At 53.0% G+C, this 20,643-nt stretch carries 19 protein-coding genes and 2 pseudogenes; 9 read left to right on the forward strand and 12 right to left on the reverse strand.

Annotated features, from left to right (window positions below; translation table 11 throughout):
• From OS189_RS15335 to OS189_RS15350, 4 genes are all read right to left on the reverse strand, one after another.
• Positions 1-648 carry a DUF998 domain-containing protein gene (locus OS189_RS15335; RefSeq protein ID WP_267168213.1) on the reverse strand — a complete coding sequence of 216 codons (648 nt, stop codon included), beginning with the start codon at positions 646-648 and terminating at the stop codon, positions 1-3.
• A gap of 250 nt (positions 649-898) precedes the next feature.
• Positions 899-1,720: a Crp/Fnr family transcriptional regulator gene (locus tag OS189_RS15340; RefSeq protein ID WP_267168214.1), complete on the reverse strand. Its 822-nt coding sequence runs from the start codon at positions 1,718-1,720 to the stop codon at positions 899-901.
• Between the two features lie 166 nt (positions 1,721-1,886).
• Positions 1,887-3,398: a mechanosensitive ion channel family protein gene (locus tag OS189_RS15345; protein WP_267168215.1), complete on the reverse strand. Its 1,512-nt coding sequence runs from the start codon at positions 3,396-3,398 to the stop codon at positions 1,887-1,889.
• Between the two features lie 383 nt (positions 3,399-3,781).
• A complete protein-coding gene (locus tag OS189_RS15350) occupies positions 3,782-4,900 on the reverse strand; it encodes an extracellular catalytic domain type 1 short-chain-length polyhydroxyalkanoate depolymerase (RefSeq protein ID WP_267168216.1) in 1,119 nt (372 codons plus the stop codon).
• Positions 4,901-5,087: 187 nt separating this feature from the next.
• Here OS189_RS15350 and OS189_RS15355 point away from each other — a divergent pair, with 187 nt between their 5' ends.
• The 3 genes and pseudogenes from OS189_RS15355 (at position 5,088) to OS189_RS15365 (ending at position 7,924) form a co-directional block, all read left to right on the forward strand.
• Complete coding sequence (locus tag OS189_RS15355; RefSeq protein ID WP_267168217.1) at positions 5,088-5,261, forward strand: CsbD family protein; 174 nt, start codon at positions 5,088-5,090, stop codon at positions 5,259-5,261.
• Between the two features lie 417 nt (positions 5,262-5,678).
• Positions 5,679-6,516, forward strand: a pseudogene (locus OS189_RS15360) (transposase family protein); the annotation flags it as partial.
• 205 nt (positions 6,517-6,721) lie between these two features.
• Complete coding sequence (locus OS189_RS15365) at positions 6,722-7,924, forward strand: zinc metalloprotease (protein WP_267168218.1); 1,203 nt, start codon at positions 6,722-6,724, stop codon at positions 7,922-7,924.
• A gap of 40 nt (positions 7,925-7,964) precedes the next feature.
• Here the strand turns inward: OS189_RS15365 and OS189_RS15370 are convergent, their stop codons facing one another.
• Positions 7,965-8,717, reverse strand: coding sequence for a ZIP family metal transporter (locus OS189_RS15370; RefSeq protein WP_267168219.1), 753 nt, complete (start codon positions 8,715-8,717; stop codon positions 7,965-7,967).
• 173 nt (positions 8,718-8,890) lie between these two features.
• Entirely contained in the window at positions 8,891-9,943 is a 1,053-nt protein-coding gene (locus OS189_RS15375; RefSeq protein WP_267168220.1) for a hypothetical protein, read from the reverse strand.
• Positions 9,944-10,309: 366 nt separating this feature from the next.
• Between OS189_RS15375 and OS189_RS15380 the strand changes: the two genes are divergently transcribed.
• The gene (locus tag OS189_RS15380) at positions 10,310-11,875 is read left to right on the forward strand and encodes a phospholipase D-like domain-containing protein (protein WP_267168221.1); all 1,566 of its coding nucleotides are present in this window, start codon (positions 10,310-10,312) and stop codon (positions 11,873-11,875) included.
• A 29-nt stretch (positions 11,876-11,904) separates the two neighbouring features.
• Here OS189_RS15380 and OS189_RS15385 read toward each other — a convergent pair whose 3' ends face one another.
• From OS189_RS15385 to OS189_RS15390, 3 genes and pseudogenes are all read right to left on the reverse strand, one after another.
• Positions 11,905-12,609, reverse strand: coding sequence for a phosphatase PAP2 family protein (locus OS189_RS15385; protein ID WP_267168222.1), 705 nt, complete (start codon positions 12,607-12,609; stop codon positions 11,905-11,907).
• 112 nt (positions 12,610-12,721) lie between these two features.
• On the reverse strand, positions 12,722-12,925 hold the full coding sequence (locus OS189_RS18730; RefSeq protein WP_416237488.1) for an integrase core domain-containing protein: 204 nt from the start codon (positions 12,923-12,925) through the stop codon (positions 12,722-12,724).
• A gap of 30 nt (positions 12,926-12,955) precedes the next feature.
• Positions 12,956-13,306, reverse strand: a pseudogene (locus tag OS189_RS15390) (transposase); the annotation flags it as partial.
• A 398-nt stretch (positions 13,307-13,704) separates the two neighbouring features.
• Here OS189_RS15390 and OS189_RS15395 point away from each other — a divergent pair.
• From OS189_RS15395 to OS189_RS15405, 3 genes are read left to right on the forward strand one after another with little or no spacing between them, the layout of a single operon-like run.
• Positions 13,705-14,181: a hypothetical protein gene (locus tag OS189_RS15395; RefSeq protein WP_267168223.1), complete on the forward strand. Its 477-nt coding sequence runs from the start codon at positions 13,705-13,707 to the stop codon at positions 14,179-14,181.
• Positions 14,178-14,546 (forward strand): hypothetical protein, encoded by a 369-nt coding sequence (locus OS189_RS15400; RefSeq protein WP_267168224.1) that lies wholly within the window; start codon positions 14,178-14,180, stop codon positions 14,544-14,546. Before OS189_RS15395 ends, OS189_RS15400 begins: the two co-directional genes overlap by 4 nt.
• Positions 14,524-16,257: a relaxase/mobilization nuclease domain-containing protein gene (locus OS189_RS15405; RefSeq protein WP_323380240.1), complete on the forward strand. Its 1,734-nt coding sequence runs from the start codon at positions 14,524-14,526 to the stop codon at positions 16,255-16,257. Before OS189_RS15400 ends, OS189_RS15405 begins: the two co-directional genes overlap by 23 nt.
• Positions 16,258-16,388: 131 nt before the next feature.
• Here OS189_RS15405 and OS189_RS15410 read toward each other — a convergent pair whose 3' ends face one another.
• From OS189_RS15410 to OS189_RS15420, 3 genes are all read right to left on the reverse strand, one after another.
• Positions 16,389-17,795 carry a hypothetical protein gene (locus OS189_RS15410; protein ID WP_267168226.1) on the reverse strand — a complete coding sequence of 469 codons (1,407 nt, stop codon included), beginning with the start codon at positions 17,793-17,795 and terminating at the stop codon, positions 16,389-16,391.
• A 54-nt stretch (positions 17,796-17,849) separates the two neighbouring features.
• On the reverse strand, positions 17,850-18,449 hold the full coding sequence (locus tag OS189_RS15415) for a hypothetical protein (protein ID WP_267168227.1): 600 nt from the start codon (positions 18,447-18,449) through the stop codon (positions 17,850-17,852).
• 134 nt (positions 18,450-18,583) lie between these two features.
• On the reverse strand, positions 18,584-19,135 hold the full coding sequence (locus OS189_RS15420; RefSeq protein ID WP_267168228.1) for a hypothetical protein: 552 nt from the start codon (positions 19,133-19,135) through the stop codon (positions 18,584-18,586).
• A gap of 109 nt (positions 19,136-19,244) precedes the next feature.
• Between OS189_RS15420 and OS189_RS15425 the strand changes: the two genes are divergently transcribed.
• Both OS189_RS15425 and OS189_RS15435 read left to right on the forward strand, forming a co-directional pair.
• Positions 19,245-19,658 carry a helix-turn-helix domain-containing protein gene (locus OS189_RS15425; protein WP_267168229.1) on the forward strand — a complete coding sequence of 138 codons (414 nt, stop codon included), beginning with the start codon at positions 19,245-19,247 and terminating at the stop codon, positions 19,656-19,658.
• Between the two features lie 326 nt (positions 19,659-19,984).
• A complete protein-coding gene (locus tag OS189_RS15435; RefSeq protein ID WP_267168231.1) occupies positions 19,985-20,503 on the forward strand; it encodes a hypothetical protein in 519 nt (172 codons plus the stop codon).
• Positions 20,504-20,643 lie beyond the last annotated feature (140 nt).

A 20,643-nucleotide genomic window follows, 5' to 3' on the forward strand; every position in this document is an offset into this window, starting at 1 on the left:
TTATCCTTCAGAGTAAGAGTTAACGGTGAGACGATCCTGCGCCACAGCTATCAACAGCCATGCAAATGCAGTGACCCAAATAATCGTGATTATCCCCAAACCCCGCTCAAAGGCGCCATCGTATCCCGTCGGCATGACAAAGAAAATCGGCGCTGCGATGATCCATAAAGCCGCACAGCAATAGCTGATCACAGCATAGCGACGAGCTGCGCGGGCCATTCCACGCGCCATCAGAAGAAAAAGTAGGGCAAACAACAATCCAAGCACATAAACGACATAAATATGTATCACGATGCCTTCGTTATCCTGATCGCCGTATTCGTTACGCGCGCCGATGATGACAACACACATCGCAAGTAAAGCCAGAGAGCCGATACCCAAGTTCCACCGCGTTCCATCCATATGAAGATGTGACGCGCCGATGGCACAGGCAATCAAGGTCGCCGCATATCCATACAACGCAACATCCTGAATGATTTCGTATTTGCCAGCTGCAAGATCGCTGACAGTATCCGCAATCCAATCGTGGTCCGGTACAACAATGCTACCGACCACATTTCCGAGGACCATCGCTATGGCACCCAAAATCGCAATGATCCCGCACGACGTCAGTAAATGTGAATCGATAGAGGCAGAAGAAAACCGCATGTCATCGCCCTTTCCTTGGTTTGGTATTTCGAAACCGCAATGATCCCAGCAGCGACAAAGGGCGTTTTAAACCGCCCGCATGCAGCACGCGTCACCATCCCTAACAGCTTCAAGCCGACCGTTCTCCCCTAACAGCTTCAAGCCGACCGTTCTTCTTTTTTTTCCTAAACCAAGACAGGAAACCGGCCTTTTAGCTCGGGCCTGTCAACAACAGACAGTCCGGCGATGCACCAAGTGGTTTGGGTATCCGTTAGTGGAAAGTCGCTGTTTGACGCTTGTAACGCTGAGCGCGTGAAACACTTGCCTTGCCTTGGGCCTGCCCCTCGCATTGGTCAGCCTCTGGAAACCATGAAGTATCGAGATTGACAAACGCGTCCTGGAACTCGGTTTCTGCTTCCCATTTATTACGCTCGAGCAACCGGAAATAAGGCCTCTGGATTTCTAATTCACCAGCGTCCTTGAACGCGCGCAACAACTTATTGACATAGATCGACGTCATCCCGATCGCTTGTCCGATCTCGACTTGACTGAACGGAACCTGAAATCTGTCGCCTCGTCCGATATTCGTGACATGCAGCCTCGATCGCAGTTGTAACAGAAAAAATTTAAGGTTTTGGCCTCCGTCCATCGAACTCATACATGCGTTGTGGTAGCGGAGAGCCGCCAGATCGAGGCTGCCAATAGCCAGCAACAGCGCCGAGAGATGCGGGTGGAGGGTCAAGCCTTGATAAAAATCATTGCGTGAAGTCTGACTCACAGTTCCATCAGTTTGCATGACAATCTCATGGGTCGCATAGATTGATCCGATCTCCGATAAGCCTATGATATCACCGGGCAAATAAATGTGAAGAATCTGATTCCCTTTCTCCTTGCTCTTGGATTTCATAACCGCCCAACCGGATTGCAAAACCATCACTTGTGCCGAAACTTTTCCCAACCTGATTAGGCAATCACCTTTCTGTTTTGAAACTTTATCGGCCTGAACAGACAACAGGAAGTCTGTTTCAAATTCCGAGATAGGACCGTATCCAGCCAGCCGTTCTGACAGCGCGTTCGGTTCAAAATCAAGCATATATTCCCTAAGACACTTCTTTCGAATGCCCCCATTGAAGAAAGATCGAGTTGCAAAACATATGCTCTTGGGCGCGTCACACGACTTTCAAGCGACAACTTCACGTTGGGTCAACTCATGGTTGCTGGATTAGTTCCGTGCGCATCAACTCTCTGGACGGCGTGTCTCAAGTCATGGCGGCTGCGGTTATGCTCTCGGGAAACACGTGTCTCCCGCTTTCTTCCTCAATCTGCGCTGCCTTCGCAACAAGCCGTTCACGCACATCGCAAGCGACTTCCCAGGAAGTGTTTGGGTCCTTGCACGGAATACTGAACCAGACCTCGATACCAAATGCATCCTGATCCGCGACATTCACGCTTGATCCCGAAAGATCATCAAGATTTCGCCCTGTATCGCTGTCCGACACTTTTTGCAGAACATCATTGAATGCATCACGCAGCGCGCTCACGTCAGCTCTTGGATCAAGTTTTAGCTTGATAATGCGCAGCATGGCCGGATCTTGCAGCGTCCAGTTCGAGAACGTCTCGGATACGAACTCCTCGACGGGCACAATTAACCGTGTGCTGTCCCAGTTGCGCAGTTGCACGAAGGTCATATTGATGCGTTCAACGTGGCAAAGCTCATCTTTGTAAAGAACGCGATCTCCCACGCGTGCGGATTGGTTCAAGGCAATCTGTAGCGATGCCATGATGCTGCCCAGCACGTTGCGCGCGGCAAAGCCCAGAACAATCGTCAGCGCACCCGCTGAGGCAAGAAGGGACAGGCCAAGGTTGCTTGCAAGATTGGCCGATGACAGGACCACACCTGCGCCGATCAAAAAGACGATAACAACCAGCACGCGCTTTGCCGCATTCAACCTTGTCGCCAGCACGCGTGCATCGGCTTGTTTAGCAAGCGTCAGGTCCACATCGTCGCCAGGTGCGATCAGTTCATCCAACAGAACCTCAACGCTGTTTACGATAAAAAGCAGCAGTGCGGTGACAAATCCGGTGGCAATCAGCGGAGCCAGAAAGATGTCGATCCGGCCTGAAAAAACAAAGATGCTCCCCGTGACCCACCACACAAGACTGGTAACGCTGACAATGATAATCGGTATAGACGACGCGCGCAACAGTCCGGTTGTGACTCTCGTATTCGCGCGCCGCCAGAAAACCTGAAGAATTCGGTGAACGACCCAGCCAAGTGCGATTGCGGCCAGCACCAGCAATGGCAAGCCAATCAACTCCCACCACATCAATCCACCAATTGTCTTGTTGCGAAGAATGGCCGGCAGTGACTGCTCAAGACTGGAGGGGCCATAGTGCAGATGCAGGGCGGGAATGTTGCGCACCGTCTGGCGCGTAAAGACCCAGACAGCTTGCTCTGCCCCCTCTGGCAGAACGCGATTAAGCCGGATTTCTGCGGGAATGACATCAAGCGGCAAATCCCGCAGTAAAAGCGAGCGGCGCGGCTCACCGGCCTGAGCTTTGTTGTCACCGCCCTCGGTCTGAAGCGCATCCGGCCGATCAATCAGCAACGACCAATCCAGAACCGCCTTGCGGTCGATCACACCGTGAAGCTGGCGCGCCAACACGGGCCCTTCCGCCGCCTGCCGCTCGGCGGGCAGTTCGTTCAGGTCAAGCAAATGCGCAGCCGCTTTCCAATCATCGTCAATTGCGGCTTGCAGAAAACTTGCCATTGCTGAACGGGGTGTCCGCCGGTCAATCCGGTCAGGGACTGGCGGCAGCCCTGAATTCAGCGATGATATTTCAAATGATGTTTCCTGAGCGCGTGCGCTTGATGGATACGCGCCGGCCAATGCCGCTAACAAAAGCAGGGCGCACGCGACATTTTTCAGAACATTTTTATGCACAAAGCCACCAGACTGTAATCGAAATGTAGATCCGAATTTGATCATGTTGAGGTGATGTCCCTTTGGGCTGTGAAATGCTTGTCTCTGACAAGGAAGTTATCAAATACCGGCGGTCTGGATTCAATCCATACCCGATAACTCATCGTAATGGGCCAACCAAATGTGAAAGTCATCCGCCACGGATATCACGATCCACATCCAGCGAATATTCAGGAGCCAAACTGCGCCCGTTTCTTTTTGGTCGTCCTGTGCTTCAAAAAGAAACGGACCATTTCGTGTGAAGCATCCGGCCCCGCCGGGTCAGTATAGCTTCCGGTGGGATGCCCGCCCGACCAAGCGTGGCCGGTTCCGTGAACGATCCATTGTTCGACATAGGGACGTCCTTTTCCGACGCGGTGCAGCAGGCGTGTGAATTCGCGCCCATCTGCGATACGGCCTTTGCGTTCGGTCGTTGTCAAACCACTGAAGGGTTCTAATGCGCGAATGGTGATAAACCGGCTGTTGCGCGGGTTGACCACCTTGTCCGCATCGCCATGAAAAATGATTGTCGGCACGGGCGCTTCATGACGATTGCCCGGGTTCCCAATTTGCATGGCCCGACTGGCAGATCCGGCATCATGTGCGGCACCGGCCGGCAAACCGGAATGGACACCGACGGCCGCAAAGATATCTGGATAGGCCGTTGCGACAATCATTGCCGCCGATGCGCCGGCTGACAGCCCGGCCACATAGATTTTTGCCGGATCAATGTTTTGCGTGGCAATAACCTGACGCGTCAGGCCAGCGATTATAGCGGGTTCGCCAAGCGCGCGGGCCTGATCTTCTCGTTTGAACCAATTCCAGCATCGGTTGAGATGTGCGTGGCGTGATTGAGCCGGGTAAAGCACCAGAAACCCAAATTCCTCGGCCAGTGCATTCATGCCGGTGCCGCGTGCAAAGTCGTCAGGCGTTTGTCCGCATCCGTGAAGCATTACGATGAGCGGCACCGGTTTTTCCGCCTTACGAGCGATGACCGGAATATAAATCTTATAAGAGCGCGCGCCTTCAGCGCTGTTATAAGTGCCGTCGGTAAATGTGGCACCGCGCGGAACGGTTATCTCTAATCGCGATGTTGTCAGCGGCTTTGATTTGGCTGCGGGCTTTGCATCTTTGGATTTGCGCACAGTTTTTCGCGAACTGGCAGATGTCCCGGCTTTTTTGGCAGCCTTCCGCTTGGCGGGTTTGGCAGGCGCGAGCGCTGAACCCCAAGCGTCATTGATCGCAGAAACGGCCGTGCGTTGTAGCCTTTTGGCCGCCTTGCGGCGTGTGCGTTTGAAGGGGTCGAACATGTGTCCTCGGAGTTGAGCATGGTCTCACCGTCCTATGACGGGCTCGCGTCAACTCGCTCTTGCAGCTTATCTGCTGGTTTACAATGTATGGTTTCAACAAGGATCGCGGGGCGTTCCGGCTGTAGAAGGAACTAACTGTCACGTTACACGTTGTTCTATCAGACAAGATATAAATATGGAGATGACGATGCCTAATGAAGATCAAGTAAAAGGTAAAGCGAAAGACATCGGCGGCAAGATTAAAGAAGAAACCGGTGACGCGATTGATAACGACGAGATGAAGCATGAAGGCCAGGCCGATCAGGCTGAGGGTAAAGTGCAAAAGAGTGTCGGTGATGTCAAAGACAAGATGAACGATTGAATATGACAAGTAGGGGTCGGCAGTTGCCGGCCCCTCATTCATTTATTGGAGAAGAAAATGGGAAAGCCGGAAAACGATAAAAGTGACAGTCAAAAGACACCACCGAAGAAACCGAAAGACGATCTTCATCGGCCCGAAAAGACACTGGGTGATGCTCCGGCGGGTGGACCAAACCCAACAGAGCGGTCCCGATTGGACGATTGATTATGACACATAACCCAAATCCAATTGAGGTGCCCGAAAGCGAACCTACTTAAGCACTATCAATTAAGCACTACCAAACTGTAGATCGGCCATTACTCTCGAGATATTTCCGTTTATCTCCCATGTCTGGGAAGGAGGAGATAATCAAAGACAAACGCGAACTTCGGATGTTGCACCACGCCGATGAGATCGAATGTTTCGCTAAGGCATGCCGCTACTTCATGCCGCTATTTTAGGATCGGTCGCGCCATTTTCACCGCCGGCGCAAAGCCTACAGCGAGCGCGGAAAGGGCTGAAAGGCTGGTCTGTTCTACGTGCCGCCCATCCTCAAATGGAGTGCCAACAGAACGCCGCCCAAGCTCGAGGGAGGGGATCTTTGCCTTCGTCGCAAATAGCACCTCGGTGCAATTCGGATCGTTTGGAAATTGCCGCGTTATCACGACATCAAGATGTCCGACTCGCAGGTCTCACGAAGCTTTGCAGCACCATGAAATGAAACGCTTCCCTCGCGGTACCCGCGTGCGTAAAGTTCACACCAAGAGTATCCAAAGCAGGTTGCCGGGCATCACATCCGAATGTATGTTAAGTTACTTATTTTAAAGACCAAAAGGGAGAGATATATGTCGATTTCAACATACGGCTGTTGAAGGAGCGACCCGTGTGCGAGCGTTACGAGCGTTAAAGGTTTATGAGAGAAAGCCCCAAGCCAACGCCATAGATTTTGCAAATCACATTATTGAAAAGTTCCCGTTTCGCACGCGGGAAATCCCCATTAACAAGAGCAACGGGTTCCAAGCTAAGAGCCATTGGCACGTCGAGGACCTTGGCAACCCCACGCTTAACTAAAAAGCGGCACGCCCGGGTTGAACAGCAAGAAGGTCGAACGATCTCGCAGGTCGGATGACCAAGAAATCTGCCAGTGCTCAGCTACAAAGACGATGTCGATCTCGGAGCCAAGCTGGAAGAATGGGAGCGCTTCGACAACCTCCACCGGCTTCACGGCGTCCACAATGAAAAGACACTCTACGAAGCGCCCATAGAAAAGCTATAATAAACAGTGGGAAGTCTCACGAGTAGCCTCATCTATCAACTTTGAGCACCAGCGAAAAAATTGCGACTATATGAAAATATTCCGGCTTTACCGGTCTTTTGTCAAACCTGACAGAAGCAGGGTATATGTAGACAGGTTTTGCCGAGTCTATGTCATGGGATAGATGAAGCATTTTCAATAAGACGACTGGCACGGGGCAAGGATAATGACCGAAAATAAAATTGCATCGCTGCAATCAGAACATTTAGCCCCTTTCGTTGTCGGTGTGATGAAGATGGAAGTTGAGGGCCGTAATTCGGAGCAGTTCAACGATGTGGTCGCTCGGGCGGTTGTCATACTGGAAGCCGCCTTGAGGCACGATTCACGCTTAAGCACCAGATCATTGGCCTTTGCGGGTCCACATCTGACCCCGGGCGCCGGGAACTATGCACCGCTCGACTTTCTGGAGATCGGTCTTGCCGAGAAACTCGAACGCGATCTCCCGTTTCTGCTGATCGTGACCGAGGTTGACCTGTCTTCCTCATCGCTTGCCTACACGCTGGCCCTGCCAAGTCCGCTAACCAATATCGCAATCATTTCCACGCGCCGTCTTGACCCCGGTTTTTGGGGCGATCAGCCGGATCGGGAAAAATCCGCGCGGCGTCTGGCAGGCCTGTTGTTGCACAGCTTCGGTCATCTTGTCTCGCTCAAGCATGAATGCGATCCCGCGAATGCCATGTATCCGCTCGAAGGAGTCGAGGATCTTGATCAAATGGGGCAAATGACCGCTGCACAACAAGAGCGAATGTTCCGCATGCTGCCGCTCGAAGCCAACGAACGATCAACGCGTGACGGCAAATTGGAATTTATATTTCAAACCCTTTTCAGAAACGCCGGTGCCATTGCGCGCGCCGTCGTGCGTGCCAATCCGTTTCGGTTGCTCACGCGAATGCCAACTATGCTGGCAGCAGCTTTATCCGTCATAATCGTGCTACTTTTCAGCGCGGAAACATGGGACGTTGCCCATGCCGTAACGGTTCCCCAGATCGCATTTTTCTCGGTCGTTAGTCTGGCAGTGGCAGTATTCGTTCTTTATCGTGCCTTTGCCTTTGACACATTGCTCAGCCGCGACAGACGGATCACGGAATCCAGCGTCATAACGATCGCTGCTACCTTTTTGTCGCTTTTGTTGACCCTGATGGTCATGTTCACATTCTTCGGCGGCATCATGTATCTTGCCATCCTGACCGTATTTCCTCAGCAGTTGATGGAAAGCTGGCCCGGTGCCGGAGAAGCCACAACCGCGCTCGACCACCTCAAGCTCAGCCTCTTCCTTGCGGCGATGGGGGTGCTTGCGGGCTCGCTTGGCGGGCGTTCGGACAGCCGTGATCTTGTTCGTGGCGTTCTGTTCATTCTGGAAGATACGTGAAATTCGCGCTGGATAGCCCCCTTGAAGTCCTAAATCCTGTTCAGGCAGGATCGCTTGTTGCCTCAACTGAACCGGCATTCGAGGTGTTTCCCTGCTTGTCAGATCCATCGCCCAACTCTCCGAGTGCCAGCGCAAGTAGCAGCCCGAGCGCGGTTGCTATGCCTGCGATGTCATTGTCTTCGCGGTAGGCTTTCGGAAACACGGCTGTTGCCAAAGATGCAACAACCGCTCCTGCAGCAAAACAACGGATCGCGGCCAGATACTCCGCTGCGACACCTGACAGAAGCAAGTTACCTGCAATGGCTGCCACCGATAGAAGTGCCGCCGTTGCGCCCCATAGCAGAAAAACACGGCGTCTGGATTGATTTTCCGCCATTTCCTTGGCACCTCCTGCTGCCTCGGGAAGATTTGACAGAAAGATTGATCCTGCCAGCGCCGCAACTTGCATTGGTCCAGCGCCGATCAGGGCCACGCCAAGCGCCAGATTTTCAGGAATACCGTCAAGCGTTACAGATGCCAGCAAACCGCCACCGCTGTCGTTACCGAACTTCTTTTTGATCAGACTTGCAACGCCGGTGAAAACAATCGCGCCCAAGGCAACCGACAGAGTAACGAATATCAAGGAGATTTTTCCAAGTGCCGGTTCGATCAATTCGGACATCGCCGACACGATTAGCGCACCACCCGCTGTCGCGATCATGAACCCTTCCAGTTTTTTGGGCAGTGACCAGAAAAGACCCCAAGCCGCGCCTAAAAGCAAAGCACCGGATACGACGCATACGACGATTATCATCATTAACATCAGAGTATTTCCGGTTGTTGCAGAGCGGTGGTCGGGTTGCGCTGAAAATTATGAACAACCCGTGCCAGCTATGGGCTCGCGCTGCTCACAGACTTTTATTTATGAATTTGCCGCCTGCCCCCGCTACGAATGTAGCGATGACAGGCGACCGCGGTGCGCAGGGATCAGTCTACCTCAGCGGGACGGCCAGCGATCGCACCACCCGCAGCGGCAAGGAGGCCCAGCAGGGAAGCGAGCGCCGCCCACAGAGCGGCGGATGCCGCAGCATCAACTGCCTGATCTGCTGCATCAGCTGCTGCTGTCTGCGCCTCTTGGATAGCAGCTTGTGCTTCGTCGATAGACTGCTGTGCGTCGGTGCGGATTTCATCCAGACGTGCCTGCACCTGATCGACATACGCTTCTGCTTCCTGAGGCGAGAGGTTCAGGCGGCGCTGCATCACCCGCATGGCTTCTTTGCGGTCTTCTTCGTTCAGCACGGCATTTTCGCCGCCTACCAGTGTGTCGGCCAAGCTGGAAATTTCAGCTTTTGCGTCAGTTGGTGACTGGGCGATATCCATGGCAGTTCCCGTCACCAAGCGGCGCGCACGCGCCTGTTCGGAACGGCTGATCACATTGCGGAATGCTTCTTGGGCCTCATCGCGGAAATTCTGTGGCGTAATACCGTTTTCGCGCAGACGCGTTGCAACCGGATTGGGAAGATCTTCCATGCCGACTTGGCTCACGGCCATGTCAGGCAGATTGACGTCATCGGGAATAATCGCCTGAACAGCCGAACTGGCGCCGGACGCCGTAGCCGAGATCGCATTTCCGGCACCGCTAAGGGCGGATCCCGCTAAGTTGAAAAGCCCCGCTCCCGCACTCACTGTTAGCCAGACCGCGGCAAGGGTAGCAACGCCCCAGACGGCGGCACCATGCAAAACCGACCCAGCCTTGTGCAGGACCCCTGCGAGGCGTCCGGCAACGTAGCCGCCTGCGCCAAGGGCAACAATCTGGCTGATGAACATCCAGATTGGCGATGCTGTCGGGACGACGCCCATAGGGTTGTCGGCGTCGACCTCGATCGCGGTCAAACCGATCCCCATACCCAACAGGGTGAGCATCGCAAATATGGCAAGCCCTACGACAGTTCCGGCGAGTATCGCGCCCCAAGCGGTGCGACCTCCCCGATCAAGTTCAACCTCTGAAACAAGAGAAGGTGCTGTGCGAGTTTTTGCCATTCTAAATTCCTTACGATTAGTTGGTTGAGCCTGTCCAGTTATCGTGACGGCCTCTCGTTGCGATTTACGAATCCATGCAATTGCAACGTCTGAAAGGTTGTTTCGTTCCAAACTCCATATACCCTTCTGATCCCCGGCCTCGGAAAAAAGGGCGTCGAACAGGCATGTGACAAGTTCGATTAGTCGGTAAACCTCCCTTCTCTATTTGCTCTGTAAGGGCGCGATTGTGTTATTCGGACTGCGCTCTGTGCATCGGAAATTCCGGGTGGCAAACGTTTGTCTGTCGATAAGTTGCACGGTCACAAAAGCTGTTGCATACAATAGCAGTGATAGACGGAGAAACATCTGGCTTCCAAAGGATCCAATATGACATCCAGCGCGGTAGAGACTTCGAGCAGCGATAGAAACGGGTCGATATTTGAACCTGATGAAACCTGCTGGCGGGTAGCGCGCGCTGACAAGTTTTCCCTGATCGTTGATGCAGCAGACTATTTTCGCGTTTTGCGCAAGACATTTAAGGCGGCGCGCAAAGAGCTGTTGCTGATTGGATGGGACTTTGACTTCGAGATGGATATGCTACCCGGCGAAAGCGACGAAGACGGGATCGCTCCTGACGGGTTGCCCAACCATCTGGGTAATTTTATCGAGGCTGTGGTAGAGCAATCGCCTGACCTTCATGTGTATCTGTTGAAATGGAACGGCGCGGTTCTGGCCGCACCGGGCGCGATACTGCCCTCACTTGCGCTGGCAACATTTGGCAGCGACCGTATCCATTTCGCGCTTGATGGGCATCATCCGTTCGGGGCCTGCCATCACCAGAAGATCGTTGTGGCCGACGATAGCCTTGCCTTTTGTGGCGGGATCGACGCGACAGCGGAGCGGTGGGACACGTCTAAACATTTGCCGGATGATCCACGACGGGTGCGCAAGGACGGAACCATGTCTGGACCGTGGCATGACGCGACCACTGCGATGACCGGACCGGCGGCCTCTGCACTGGCCGATTTGTCCCGCATGCGGTGGTGTCGTGCCAATGGCGAAAAGCTCGAACGCCCCGATATTTCAGACATTATGCAGTGGCCTGAAATGCTGGATGCCGATGCCACCGGTGTCGAAGTCGCGATCGCGCGCACGGAGCCACCCTATGACGACTCGCCTTTGATCAACGAGATCGAGACGCTTTATCTGAGAAGTATCGAGATGGCGCAGGAAACGATCTATATTGAATCCCAGTATTTTGCCGCTGAGAAAATTTGTGCCGCGCTTGAAAAGAGACTGAACGAAAGCGACGGCCCGGAAGTGGTTGTCATCAACCCCTATGAGGCTGAATCCCAGCTGGAAGACGACGCGATGCATGTTCTGCGCGGCCGCATGATCGCGCGGCTGAACGAAGCCGGCCACGGCGACAGGTTCCGCATTTACTATCCCGTCAACAGTGCGGGTGAACCGATCTATGTTCATGCGAAAATCATGATCGTCGATGACCGTATCCTCCGCCTTGGATCGAGCAATCTGAATGACCGTTCAATGGGTTTTGATACGGAGTGTGATGTTGCAATCGAAGGGCAGGAAGAGCTGATCACCGAATTTAGAACACGGCTTTTGTCGGAACATCTGGATGTCTCGCCCGATGAATTCGATAAGGTTTTACGAGAACATGAAACGCTTATTGGCGCAATCGAAAGCGTTAATGCTTCAGAAGGACGCGGTTTGCGCAGAATTCACCCGGACGAGGAAGGTTGGGTGGGCAGCTTTCTTGCAGACACGCGCCTGCTGGACCCCCGCTATTTGCCGGGGCAAAGCACATCGGCAGGCGAGGGCGTGCGTCCGCGGCACCTTGCAATGATCGCCGGGATTGCGGTTCTGGGATATCTGGGCTGGAGGGCGTTGGACAATCACAAAAACAGAAGATCGCGCGCCTGGACGCGTTAATCATACCCGGCATCTTTGGTTGCTTCCGCTTAGATGTGTCCGCGGCGCGCCAGTATGCGGGCCATGATCAGACAAATCATCGCCCATGCCCCTCCGGCGAGCCAACCTGCTGCAACATCTGTCGGCCAATGAACGCCCATGTAGATCCTGCTGATCCCCACAAACAGTGTCAGTAAGATCGCAACGATCATAACATATAGCTTGAGAAAGAAGCGCGGCTGCACCCGCGCAATCAAAACTCCCAGTGAAAGGTAAACAATCGCCGCCATCATGGAATGACCTGATGGAAAGCTGGCGGTATGGACTATGGAATCGTGCGGCACGAGGTCGGGCCGCGGGCGGTCGAAAAAGTCTTTTGCAACACTGCTGATCAAAATTCCGCTTCCGATGGTTACCAGAATGTAGAGCGCTGATGTCCAGCGGCGGAGCAGTAAAAAGAAGATCGAGACAATGAGTGTCGTGAGCGTCAAAACTGCAACGCCCCCAAGGGCAGTGATGTCGCGGCCCATTTCCTCAAACCACCAAGGACCGATTGGATCGGACAGATCCCCCGGCGTCCGCAGAAGCAAGAGAATATCCCGATCAAGGTTGCGGGTTGACCCTTCCACGACCTCATCGGTCAATTCAGCGAGAGCCCATACTGAAGCAACAGCGATGCTCAAGATCACCAATGAAACAATCTCGATGTGGCGACGGGTCCAGCGAACCAAATTTAGAATTTTTTCGTATTTCATGTGTCAACTCCACACTGAGGGAAACAGGCGTGGGATCGGGCGCACCGCGATACATCTGGACGACCTCAATCATTGAAGTGGATCCACCACTTTGGACAGGTTTACAGCTTTTCTAGAGTGCATCGGGTTTAGGTTTCATGCTGCTCTTTTGCTCTTCGCGACTAACCCAGTATGCCTCGTCCGGCGTTCGCCAATCAAGTGCGGAATGGGGCCGGTTGGAGTTGTAGAACGCCATCCAAACTTTGACGACTCGCCGGGCTTGGAAGTTATCGTGATCTCTTCGAGATAGATCGCTTCCTGCTTCAGGCTGCGCCACATCCGTTCAATGAAGATGTTATCAAGGTAGACGTAACCGTCCAATTGCGTTGATGTTAAGAGCGCTGCTTGCTGCTCGATCGCCACCTCGGTTCAACCGATGCCGCGTCGTTTTCCCCAATGATATCGGAACCGGGCTATTGCCACATAAAGCAGCAAAGCTGGCTTCGGATTTGAGCCAGTCCGGATTGCCGCCTGCGGTCAGCAATAAATGAGGCGCGCTGCTAAATCCGACCCCGCTGCATGCGATCAGATCCGGAGCAAGGTCAGTGACAATTGTTTTGATCATGTCGTCCAGATCGGCGATCTCATCGTGCGTTTCGAGATATCGACGTATCAGCGATTTGAGCGCAATCCGGTAAGCCTCTTCCACATCCCGATCACTCTCGGTTGGCGGCCCGAGCAACCGGATTTAGGGACATGCTTGGTCATGGTCATAGTATGTAAGCCAACACCCATGCCAACAAGATCACTACGTGCTGTAGGCGCGGGCTTTTTGTGACGGCGCAGTCAATCGCTCAACCATCAAGCTGACGACACCATTTTTCCAATAAGACCTTTCTAAGAATATCAATAAAATCAGGCGGTCCGACCGCCCGCATACCCTGCTGTTTTCGGAAATCTGGAAATATTGAAATACTTGGCCCATATGGATCACTTCCAGATATTATCTGAATCACAAGAAAATTACGTAATCCACAGAAAAATTGCGAACCTTGTTTTGAATTTTCGCGAATCGCCCATAGTAAAAGAGTCGGTCGTAATTAAAAGGAAACCGACATGCCCAAGAATATCAATATCATATCGATTGACGCTGCGGCGCGATTTGCAAAAAAGCTTGCAGATGCACCAGCCAAAGAAAAGACTTCATTCTCTGCACGCGAAGTTGTGCAAATGAACAAAGACGCAATCTTGCAAGCCGTAAATGAGCAGGGATACAGTTTTCAAGAAATTGCCGAATGGCTTTCTGAAGAAGGCGCGAAGCTCAGCGTAAGCACCCTACGCAGTTATCTCCGTGACCCGAAAAAACGCATTGCCAAGACCGGCGCACGAGCCAAAACGAAACCCAAAGGCAACCAAGCTATAACTCCGCAAAATAAAGATTTGCCCGAGAAAGGATTGTCGATAACCAATCAAGAGACTGACGTTTCACCACTTGAACTAGAGATCAGCCTGCAAGAAGAGAAGCAAAGAGAGCGGATTGATGCAGAGAAATTGTTCAACAAGTTCGGCGGAACTGAAGGCCGCGTTGTGTGATGCTGATGGAAAAGGAAAAAACTCCCAAGCCCCGCTCCAACCAACGCAGACAGACGGAGAGCATCTGCTTGCGCTGCACCACGGAAGAAAAGTCATCGTTCCGGCGGTCCGCAAACCGATTTGGCTTTGACAGCCTGTCGGCATGGATAAAAGATCTGATCAACAGCAATGGCGAACTCAGCTTGCATCTCCGTCGAATGATATCAGGTAGGCTCGGTCAGATTGGTGCGCGTGTCGTCATTCTCGGAAAAAAGGATGTTCCGAGTGCCGTTGAAGATGAACTGGCGGCAATCGTGTCGGACATCACGTTGCTGCAAACGGCGCTGATCGAGGGGGACATCAATGCTCGCAAAAGTGATCCCTAACCGATCGTGGGCTGGCAACGGGGCAAACGTTTTCCGACAGCGGGTTGAATACGCGTCTCGGACAGCTTCTGCCATACTGATGCTCAATCTCATCGGCGATTGTCAGGACGCATCTACGCAAATGGCATTTACTGCCGGACTCAACCCGCCGATCCGCGCACCATGTAGCCACATCGTCTTATGTTTCCATGAAACGGAACGGCCCAGTGATGATGATCTGCTTTCCGCTGCACAGATGGTGCTGAACGAAATTGGAGCCTCGGAGCATCAGGCGATACTTGCGGTCCACCGTAACACAGATAGCACCCATGTTCATATCATCCTGAACCGCGTGCATCCCTCTACGGGCGCAAGTCTGTCCCTCAGCAACGATTACGCACGCCTTGAGCGTGCTTGTCGGCAAACTGAACACCGTTTCGGCTGGCCCGCAGACCGAGGGCGGTTCGATATCGCGTTGGTGAATGGCAAGATTGAACTTTGCCCAAAGCCCCAAGAACACTGGGACCGCAAAACGCAAGAGCGCGCGCAAGGACTGAGGCCAGATGGCAAGGCCGTAAGAGAGCATCACCGACTTACAAATCAAGGCTATTTACGCAACGATCTTACCGCCAACCTGCGTGACTTCGCGCGCAAAATATTGAAAACGGCACTCCATTGGCGTTCGGTCCACTCCGGTCTAAAGAACGCGGGGCTGGAGTATGTGCCCGCAGGCAGCGGCGCGCGCATCCGCGAGATTAAAACACAGCGGTTCATGCAGGCGAACCAGCTGGGCGCCGCATTCAGCTTTGGCGCCATGTGCAAGCGCCTTGGCACGTTTATCCCCCGCAGCAATGCGTCCGCTGGAACTGCGCAGGTCGCTCAATCCGGATACCGTGAGCAAATCAATAATCTGAAGCGTAAACAATTGCGCGCACGGATTGCGGTGCGAGTCACGCTGAGAGGCGCGAGATTTTTTGCGGCTCAGGGCTTGCGTGCTGCCATGCGTGAATCACAAAATAACGAAATCAAAGCGCTGAAACATCAGCTGACGGCGACGCGACCGCCGCGCATGCCTGAGCCGAAGGCAACACATCTTGAACGCTATCGCCTCGTGCTACGCACAAGGCAGAGTGGCTTGGCCTCGCGCGATGATCACACTGCCAGACGACAGGACTGGATGGTCGCACCATCCATCAAAGATCCATATGCGTCCCAGATCATTAAAGACACTGTTGCACGGCATCAAAATACACTGCGCGTTGATGGAAATAACGGCCTGCTATTTGCCCGTTGCGATACAAAGGGAAGAATAGTCGGGTTTGATCGTATGTTGCTGGAAGCTGATCCTCGCGCACCGATCCGAGAGACTTCAACTGGTGGGGTTTGCATAATCGGTCCTCAGCCCGCCGACACGTGTCTGCTGGTGCGCACACCTTTCGACGCAATCACGAGCCTGCTGCAAGTTGATGGTCCGACGCCTATGATTGTAATTGTTGGAAACGCATTATCGAAGGCGCGCACGGCACATATCAATTGGCTGACTAAGGGTCGCAAGATCATTATTAATGAGGACTCGTTCGCTGAACGTCCCGATTTAAACCAGCAGCTCAACGAAATGTTCCCGAATGCAAAGCTTTTGACTCAAGCCCACGCTCAGAAAACTGTTACGCCTGAGTCTCAAATTTCAAATATAACAGACGAATACTCCGCAGAAGGTCTGAAATTTTCCTGATGACAACCGAGCATGACCTCAGATTATCGTCTGCAGAAAAAAGATATACGTCATGCCAAGTGATCAGCTTTGTAATTCCTGCCGCCCGGTTATTGAAGGGCAGTAGGATGTGAGCTCACGAATTTTCAGACTTATTGCAGCACGAACAGCAGCGGGATTCGATCTGGTGCGCCATCGATGGCGAACAATGCAACCTCGCGAGTGACCGAATTGAGTCCTGTGGTGTTTTCAAGCGGATCATACAGCGGCGCGCCCTCACGGTCTTCTCCTGCCCCCATGACATAGGCAGACACACCACGGACGCCCGAATAAGACGCCAGAACGCCCGTCTTTAAGGTGTCGGCATCATAGTCGACCTGTGCGCCAAAGGCGTCAAAAGCAGCGATATTATCTCCCGCAAACTCTTCCGCCGCCTCCCGCGTCGTTCCCGAGCGTTCAAGTTCGATGACACCGTAAGCGCGTGTCAAAATGTGACCACCGTCTGCTGGGGAGAATTCAAGCACTGCGCATCGATCGATTACGCCGGGCGTATAGCATGCAAGGCCCGGCCCAGTTCCTTTAACGCTAACCGAATTGCCTGCGCTCAGATCCACCGAGAACCCCCTCGTGGTGCGCCAGTCCCCTTCAGTCTGCTGAAGATAGATGCGAAAAGCTTTATTTTCTTCGTGCGGTGCGTCGAGGACTGTGGTGCCATTATCATACTGATATGCAATCACCTTGCCCTTGTCAGTATAAGCATACGTATCGCTGGCGCTGTGTGGATAGCTTGACTGGATAATGGCCCTCGCGTCTGCCCAGGGCGTGCCGAGCGGGGGGATGCCCGCCATCTCTATGATCTTTGACCGGATGGTTGCCACCTGATCCGCTGCAACGCTTGCAGGCAGTGGTGCGGCTTCAGTCGCAGTGAATTCGCCCACAACCAGACCGTCGGCGGCCGTGTAGACCACCTTGCTCACGAACGCCTCGAAGGCTCGCGGTCGGGTGGTTGATGCCTGAATATTGGTCAACGTCACATCAGCAGTCAGCGCCCGTGTGCCGATGCGGTCGCGCAGAGCTTTCCCTTGATCACGCGTAGCAGAAAGAATGCGAAAATCGTGAAAATTCCGGAAGAAGAGCTTTTGAACTCCAATCGGCAGATGCATGTTTGGGACAAACACGCTTGACGGAAAGCCCCCAGCTTGAGCGCTATAATCGCCCAGCGTCGCGCTGATTGTGACCGTGATCTCAGCACTCCCGACGTCAATTCGCCCCTGCTGTTGTTTGAGTTCTGCAACAAGTCGCGTCAGCACCTCGTCGCGATCAAATTCGCTTGCAGCGATGTAGGCCGGATCCTTTTTGGCGATCATCTCAAAATCGGGCTGTTGGCTCTCTACGGCGTTGAAAAAGCGGCCCCACCATATGGGATCAGGGTTAGAATATGTCTCGGCATAGGCGGCTGAAGACATCGCGGCACCGAAGCTAAGGATAAGAGCGGTTCTAGAAATCATGAGGATGATCCTTTTTTTGTATGGGAATTTATTTGGGAATAAGGGCGACATCAGCTACCTCGATGAGAGGCGTCTGACTTAACCGGGAGTGGCCCGCTGCAATTCTCAGGCTTCGACCTTCTGCTCGGTGGTCAGAAGGTTGAAGAGTGCGATGGCGCGGTCCTGCTTAAGGTTGCGCCCAAGCTTTATGGTCTTGCTGCCATAGCGGATCATCACGCGATACCGCCGTTTTGCCGAGGAACGGCCAATTGCAATACTTGCGCCAGCCATAGCTGAGGTCGTTGCGTTAGCCATGGCCCCCGTCGCAGCAAACGAAGCCCCGGCTACCCCACTGCCGCCGAACACAAACATCGGCTGTCCGGTGAGCATCACATTTTTATCTAGAGGATTGTCGATGAAGACCTCGGTTACCCGATCCAGATCGTATTCCACTCCGCCTTTAACGATCCCCGAAGGCGTCAGCGTAAAGGATTGACGCTGAAACGTCGTGTAGATGAGGTAAGCAAAACCGAGGATCAGGGCGACAAGAACCGGCCACCAAGATGCGGGAAAAACTAAAGTAATCGAAAGAAGGAAAAACGGAACAGCAATTGGAAAAACGACATACGCTGCCCAAGAAAGTCCATCCCCGCCAAAAGAAATGACCTGCTTATTGCCCTCTTGTTGAATCTCATATCCTTGCTGAAATACTGCTTTTTTGGTCATGACAATCTCCTTCTTACTTGTCGCTCTCGAGGCAAAAAGACATGCGCGACTCTGCAACTTCCCGCACGCTGCCCTTTGGACAAGATCGCTATGCCACTCTGATGGATGTTAAATTTAGGGAGGTGACTACCAGTTCACCATGCGCACAGTTTAACGGTCGCGTTGGTCCAACAGGCCCCGTCGCGGCGCAGTGCGCCAAGTGGCGTATGCGCGCGTACCTCACCAGTCACCCCATTCCAGTGCCCGCTCCCCAGGTCGGGACCCTCGACGTAAAGATATGCAAAATATTTGCCGCCAGCGCCCGTGATTTGGAAATCGCCAGCTCCTGCAGAGAGAGGCCTAAAATCGCAATCCCCGTCAATGTAGACGCCGCCATCAACTTGAAGAAGGCATTGCACGGGACGCGCTTCAACAAAGGAAGAGAAGAAGCTACAAAAGCAAATTGCGGCACTGAAAGTTGCTGTTCTCATATGCATCCGACGGCTCCTTGAATGGAGTGAACTCAATGACGCATTTTTCGCACAGGTCCATTTTTCGGGAAATACAGCATAAAGCAGGTATTCAGCATTGAAGAACGCATATCGGCATGCCAAATATGTCAAGCGGCGCAGCAAATTCTGCACGTGGGGCTTAGTAACTCCAATAGCACACAGGCCGGTCAGGATTTTTCTTGGCCGGGTGGCCACCATACATGTCCAGGGCTCGCCTAAAAATGGTGGCGTCCTGTGCTGTGTGCGGGATTACTAACACCCGGCTCTATGCCGGTCAGCCTCTCAACACGATGGAGGCTTCGCGATGTCCACCCAATTCAGATCACCAGTTCGGATGGAAGTGTCCGACGACCCTTTGGCAATGCTCTCGCGTGTTGCCTTCCCGGATCACTTCAAGATGCCTGCTTTTGATCAGTTCAATCAGCATCTCGTAAATAACATGACTTCCTTTAAAGCTGACAAAATCGGCTCCAAAGGAACCAATCAAGAAATTGCTTCGGGCATCCACCTGCCTGCAAATGTAACCCTTGCACCACGAGAGAAAGATGTTCTCCTGTGGGCAGCAAACGGAAAATCCGCTTGGGAGACCGCAATTCTGCTTGAGTTGACGGAAAACACGGTCAAGTTCTACATCAGAAAAGCATGTTCCCGTTTGGGTGCCCAAAACAAAACCCACGCAGTCGCTATCTGCTTAGCCCATGATCTGCTGAAGGATTGATAAGTCCGAACATCACGGCACAACTCCAGTGAAGTTCGGACTATTGTTTTAGGTCTTCTGAGCGAGGCATTCTGTTAAAAGCCGCCGGATCATCTCCGGGCGCGTTGGCAGGTCAGGCTCTGATCGCCTTCTGTCATCAAGTGCCTCAATCATATCACGCGAAAGGCGAAGTGTTAGCGCCTCGGTATCTTTTTTTGGGGGTGCCATAGAACTTCCTTACATTTTGATGTTGACATCATAATGTTGTGATGGCATATTAGTCGAACGAAAGCAAGGGTTGCAGCCCTCGCCTTCGTCCTAACCATTCAGATCCTTAGGAGATCATCATGACTAACTATAACATTACCACGCAAGTCGCGGCGCTTAAAGCTGACTGTTCAAATTATCCCACATCCCTTGCAAATGCATTTGCCGCTTTGCTCCCGGCGCTCGCTCGTCATATCGAAGCAGAACGCGAAATCGAAGAAGTTGATATCTGGAACCCAGCTTTCAGAGCTTGGCTTACGGACGCTGAAGAGGCCTTTGCAGATGTTACGACACATCTGTCAACTATCGCGTCTCTTGAACTTACATGCGACCACGACAAACCACTTAAACGCATGTCTTTGTTGTTAACAAATCTGATCGGCTCGGAAGAACCGGACACATTTGTGTATCTCTACAGTTTGCGGCCGCACTTCGAAGACCTGTTTCAGTGTGAAGGCAGCAGTCCCGCTGTGCGCCATCGCAATGTCATGCTTGGGCAAGCATTGGCACACATTGACGCGATGGCGACCCTGCTTACCTACGATGGGTATGATGAAGTCGAAGTCGACGATTCAATCGATCCTCCGGCGCTTACCTAAGTCTTTAGTCTGGCCGTAACAGGCCAGACCATTTTCCACCAATACGCGCCGCGGCAACTTACATCTGACCCATTCAGGTGCCCTATTGTCATGTCGCCATTCTCTCTAATCTTTACGGAGGACTTCATTATGCACACGTT

It is taken from the genome of Sulfitobacter sp. F26169L (assembly GCF_026410285.1).
In the GTDB taxonomy this organism is placed as follows: domain Bacteria; phylum Pseudomonadota; class Alphaproteobacteria; order Rhodobacterales; family Rhodobacteraceae; genus Sulfitobacter.